Origin of the sequence: Dyella sp., from assembly GCF_035508675.1 — a bacterium.
In the GTDB taxonomy this organism is placed as follows: Bacteria; Pseudomonadota; Gammaproteobacteria; order Xanthomonadales; family Rhodanobacteraceae; genus Dyella_B.
On the sequence record NZ_DATJMN010000209.1, the window covers coordinates 1 to 5,217 of the forward strand.

A 5,217-nucleotide genomic window follows, 5' to 3' on the forward strand; every position below is an offset into this window, starting at 1 on the left:
AGCTACCAGCGTTACGTCGCACCGGTGTCGCATCTGCAATTCATCATCGCGGTAGTCGGCAAACAGGCGGTACTCGCGTTGCTGCCACAGGACGCCGCGCAACCGCTGCTGCGCCAGGCACTTGGCCTGGACCGTCCGGCAAAGAGCCTGCAGGACACCGATCGCCTTGCCGATCTGGCCAAGTCCAAGGGTTATGCGAAATGGGCGGTAGGCCAGGTCGATCTCACCCACCTGCTGCCGTTGTTGATCGGCGGCCAGGATCCGTTGGCGCAGGCCTTGCAGAAAATGCGTGCGGAAAACGAGTCGGCCAAGACCGGCGAACCGGTGGCGAACATCATGCAGTTGCCGCCCAGCTGCCAGAGCGAAGCCGCGCGCATTGCGGCGCGCGTGCCGCAGCTGAGCATGGGTTACACCACGCTGGATGAAAAGCATCGCGACATGCGTTTCGACATCTCGCTGGCCAGCGATATCGTCAGCGCATTCAGCGGCCTGAAGGTGGAATTGCCGGGCCTCGGCAGCGACCCCACCGCGCCGTTCGAGCTGAGCTTGGCCTTGCCGATGGCACAACTGCGCAGCTTCTGGAGCGCACAGGCGCAGGCGGTCGCGGACAAGCCGTTCACCTGCCCCATGCTCGACAACCTCAACGACACCTTCAGCAGCCTGGGCGACGCGATGCAGAAGGCCGCGGTGCCGCCGATCGGCGACCTGCTCGGCCTGCATGTCGCGCTGGACAGCTACACGCCCAACCCCAAGGGCGGCATGCCGAAGCTGGCGGGCCGCATCGTGATCGGCACCAACAACCCTGCCGGCCTGCTGGCGATGGCACAGGTGACCAGCCCGATGCTCAACGGCCTGAAGCTCACCGCCGACAACAAGCCGGTCGCCCTACCCGCGCAGCTGACCAATGCACTGGGTGAGTCGGGCTGGGCGGCGATGGGCGCCAAGTCCCTCGGCGTTGCGGTCGGTACCGGCGAAGACAGCAAGCTGGCCGACATCATGCAGCAACCGGGTGGCAGTGCCGGCGAACTGATGCGCACGCACCTGGACGGCGCCATGTATGCAAACTGGATCGACCTGCTGGAACAGCGTGCGGAAACCTCCGCGGCGATGAACTCCGCCTTGAATCCCGACGACGCCGGCGCGCAAAGCGACCCGAAAGCCGCAGTGGCCAGCACCAAGGCACAGTTCGAGGCGATGAAGTCGGAAGCCGCGCGCATCAAGGCGATCGGCATGCAGGTCAGGATGGAAGACCAGGGCGTGGTGATCACCACGCATACCGAATTGAAGTAATGGGGGTGCTGCCAGCAACCAACAAAAAAGGAGCCGCCGGCTCCTTTTTTGTTGGTTGGCGAGCGCTGGTAGGTTGGCGGCGAGGTGCAGCCGAATCCCAACGTCGCCATGCAGATCGCACCGTTGGGGTTCGCCCCGGATCAAGTCCGGGGCTCACCGCCAACCTACGTCCCATCCTGCGTCATCTTTAACGTCGCAAAAACCCGCCACCCAATCCATTCTGGTTGGACTTGTCTTCCTCCAGCTCGACGCCTTCCAGGCCCTGCGACAGGGTATGTGCATCACCACCCTGCGCCAGCTTGATGCGCAAGCGCACTTCGTTGGCGCTGTCGGCGTGGCGCAGCGCATCTTCGTAGCTGATCTCGCCGGCCTGGTACAGCGTCACCAGGCTCTGGTCGAAGGTCATCATGCCGAGGTTGGTGGATTCCTTCATCACTTCCTTGAGCTTGTGGATCTCGCCCTGGCGGATGTAGTCCTGTACCAGCGGCGTACCCAGCATCACTTCCATCGCCACGCGACGCGCCTTGCCATCGGGCGTGGGAATGAGCTGCTGCGCCACGATGCCCTTGAGATTCAAGGACAGATCCATGAACAACTGCTGGCGGCGATCTTCCGGGAAGAAATGCAGGATGCGGTCGATCGCCTGGTTGGCGTTGTTGGCGTGCAGCGTGCACAAGCACAAGTGGCCGGTTTCGGCGAAGTTGATCGCGAACTCCATGGTTTCGCGGGTACGCACTTCGCCGATCATGATCACGTCCGGCGCCTGGCGCAGCGTGTTCTTCAGGGCGTTTTCCCAGCTATCGGTATCGATGCCCAGCTCGCGCTGGGTGATGATGCAACCTTCGTGCTTGTGTACGTATTCGATCGGGTCTTCGATGGTGATGATATGGCCGGTGGAATTCTGGTTGCGATAACCCACCATCGCCGCCAGCGAGGTGGATTTACCGGTGCCGGTCGCACCCACGAAGATGATGATGCCGCGCTTGGTCATCGCCAGTTGCTTGATCACCGGCGGCAGGCTCAGTTCTTCGATCGTCGGGATCTTTCCTTCGATCCGGCGCAATACCATGCCCACGCAGTTGCGCTGGTAGAAGCACGACACACGGAAACGGCCCACGCCTTGTGCGGAAATCGCGAACTGGCATTCGTGCGTTTTCTCGAACTCTTCGCGCTGCGCCGGCGTCATGACGTTGAGCACCATGTCGCGCGACTGCTGCGCCGACAACGGGCTCTGCGTGATCGGCACCACGCGCCCCTGCACCTTCATCGACGGCGGCACGCCGGCGGTGATGAACAGGTCCGAGGCCTTCTTGTGGACCATCAATTTGAGAAACGAGGTGAAATCGAATTCGCTCATGGCTTGCTCCCGTTTGGGCGGGAATCGCTTGGCGACGGGAATCGTAAATCGTCAATCGGGAATCGTTAGAACACACTGCGGCACGCTCGCGCGCGACCGCTTTAAACGATTGACGATTGACGATTCCCGATTTACGCCCCCAAGCAATCCTGATAAATCACTTGAACACTTCCTTGTTCTTCGCATACCCGATCGCCTGCTGACGCGTGACCAAGCCGCGCTTCACCAGGTCGAGCAGTATCTGATCCAGGGTCTGCATGCCGTACTGCTGGCCAGTCTGGATGGAGGAATACATCTGCGCCACCTTGTCCTCGCGGATCAGGTTGCGGATGGCGGGAATGCCCACCATGATCTCGTGCGCGGCGATACGGCCGCCACCCACTTTCTTCAACAGTGTCTGCGAAATCACCGCGCGCAGCGATTCGGACAGCATCGAGCGCACCATTGGCTTTTCACCGGCGGGGAACACGTCGATGATGCGGTCGATGGTCTTGGCCGCCGAGCTGGTATGCAGCGTGCCGAACACCAAGTGGCCGGTTTCCGCGGCGGTGAGCGCCAGGCGGATGGTTTCCAGGTCGCGCAACTCACCCACCAGGATGTAGTCCGGGTCTTCACGCAACGCGGAACGCAGCGCTTCGTTGAAGCCATGCGTATCGCGATGCACTTCGCGCTGGTTGACCAGGCACTTCTGCGAGGTGTGCACGAACTCGATCGGATCCTCCACCGTGAGGATGTGGCCGTATTCGTTCTTGTTGATGTGGTCGACCATCGCCGCCAGCGTGGTCGACTTGCCCGAGCCGGTCGGACCGGTCACCAGGATCAGGCCCTGCGGCTGCTCGATCAGCTCGCGGAATACCTTGGGGCAGGCCAGGTCGTCCAGCGTGAGCACTTCGGAAGGAATGGTACGGAACACCGCACCCGCGCCACGGTTCTGGTTGAACGCGTTGACGCGAAAGCGCGCCAGCCCCGGGATCTCGAACGAAAAGTCGGTCTCGAAAAATTCTTCGTAATCACGGCGCTGCTTGTCCGACATGATGTCGTAAATCAGCGCGTGCACCTGTTTGTGATCCAGCGCCGGAATGTTGATGCGGCGCACGTCGCCATCCACGCGGATCATCGGTGGCAGACCCGCCGACAGGTGCAAGTCGGACGCCTTGTTCTTCACCGAGAAGGCAAGCAGTTCGGCGATATCCATCGGATGTGTTCCCCTAAAAAACCGATCGTCTGTACGAGCTGCAAGATTAAGGACGACAGAAGTCCCCCGGACCGATGTGCCGGCGCGGCCAGCATGCCCCGCCATTCCCCCGAACCCTTGCAGCGCACCCGATACTACTCGCGGGGCATGGCGGGCAGCCAGTCTTCGATTAGGAGCCGGTCTCCAGACTCGGCCCTGGGGGCTCGGAAACGCGCGGTGTGTCTCGCTTTTCGAGTCCGTCATCCAGGGTCCCGGGTCCCGCAAAAAAAGCGCTACTCCGGTAAGGTATGCGCCTGGAACACGTTGGACGACGCAACATGACTCGTATCGCATTCATCGGCGGCGGCAACATGGCCCGCAGCCTGATCAGCGGCCTGCTCAAGACCGGCGTGCCGACCGCCGACCTGCGCGTGGCCGAACCCCTGGCGCAGGCGCGCGAAAGCCTGGGGCGCGACTTTGGCGTGGCCACCTTCGACCACAACCGGCTGGCCGTGGCAGAGGCCGATGTGCTGGTGCTGGCGGTGAAGCCGCAGGTGATGCCGGCGATCCATGCCGAACTGCGCGACCTGCTTCAACGCCAACGCCCGTTGGTGATTTCCATCGCCGCCGGTGTGCGCATCGATCAGCTGGAGCGCTGGTTCGGCAACCTGCTGCCGATCGTGCGCTGCATGCCCAATACGCCGGCCCTGATCGGCGCCGGCGCCACCGGCCTTTGCGCCAACCTGCGCGTGACGCCGCAACAACGCGAACAGGCGCAACATATCCTGGATGCGGTCGGCATTACGCGCTGGATCCACGACGAAGCACTGATGGACACAGTTACCGCCGTCTCCGGCTCCGGTCCGGCCTACTTCTTCGCCTTGGTCGAAGCGCTGGAAGACGCCGCCGTGGCGCAAGGCATGCCGCGTGAGACAGCGCGCATCCTTGCCACACAGACCTGCCTCGGCGCCGGCCGCATGCTGGTGGAAAGCGGCGAGGCCCCGGCCGAACTGCGCCGCCGCGTCACCTCGCCCAACGGCACCACGCAAGCAGCGCTGGAAAGCTTCAGTGCCGATCAACTGCCGCGCATCGTGGCCCGCGCGGTAGCCGCCGCCACCCGTCGCGGCGCGGAACTGGCTGCGGCTTTGGACAAGGATTGATCCATGTCATACCTGCTCAGCGCCTTCACGCTCATCGTCCAGGTGGTATTCGGCGCCATCGCCACGCTGTTCCTGGTGCGCCTGCTGGCGGAAGCCAACCGCGCGGAATTCCACAACCCGCTCAGCCAATTCGTCTACCGCTAGACCAACCCGGTGTTGGTGCCGCTGCGCCGCGTGCTGCCTAACTGGCGGCGCATCAACCTCGCCGCGGTGCTGATCCTGCTGCTCACCTTCGT

General features: G+C 62.9%; 5 protein-coding genes. 3 read left to right on the forward strand and 2 right to left on the reverse strand.

What is annotated here, in order from left to right; all coding sequences use genetic code 11:
- Positions 1–1,290 (forward strand): hypothetical protein (locus VMA74_RS10925; RefSeq protein WP_325366838.1); only part of this gene is annotated, 1,290 nt, incomplete at its 5' end.
- A gap of 187 nt (positions 1,291–1,477) precedes the next feature.
- On the opposite strand, the gene VMA74_RS10930 is transcribed toward VMA74_RS10925, so the two are convergent.
- Together VMA74_RS10930 and VMA74_RS10935 are read right to left on the reverse strand one after the other, a co-directional pair.
- Positions 1,478–2,647 (reverse strand): PilT/PilU family type 4a pilus ATPase, encoded by a 1,170-nt coding sequence (locus tag VMA74_RS10930; protein ID WP_325366840.1) that lies wholly within the window; start codon positions 2,645–2,647, stop codon positions 1,478–1,480.
- Positions 2,648–2,804: 157 nt separating this feature from the next.
- Positions 2,805–3,842, reverse strand: coding sequence for a type IV pilus twitching motility protein PilT (locus tag VMA74_RS10935; protein ID WP_325366842.1), 1,038 nt, complete (start codon positions 3,840–3,842; stop codon positions 2,805–2,807).
- A 317-nt stretch (positions 3,843–4,159) separates the two neighbouring features.
- Here VMA74_RS10935 and proC point away from each other — a divergent pair, with 317 nt between their 5' ends.
- The gene (proC, locus tag VMA74_RS10940) at positions 4,160–4,981 is read left to right on the forward strand and encodes a pyrroline-5-carboxylate reductase (RefSeq protein WP_325366843.1); all 822 of its coding nucleotides are present in this window, start codon (positions 4,160–4,162) and stop codon (positions 4,979–4,981) included.
- Positions 4,982–4,984: 3 nt separating this feature from the next.
- Positions 4,985–5,125, forward strand: coding sequence for a hypothetical protein (locus VMA74_RS10945; RefSeq protein ID WP_325366844.1), 141 nt, complete (start codon positions 4,985–4,987; stop codon positions 5,123–5,125).
- The last annotated feature ends 92 nt before the right edge of the window (positions 5,126–5,217 follow it).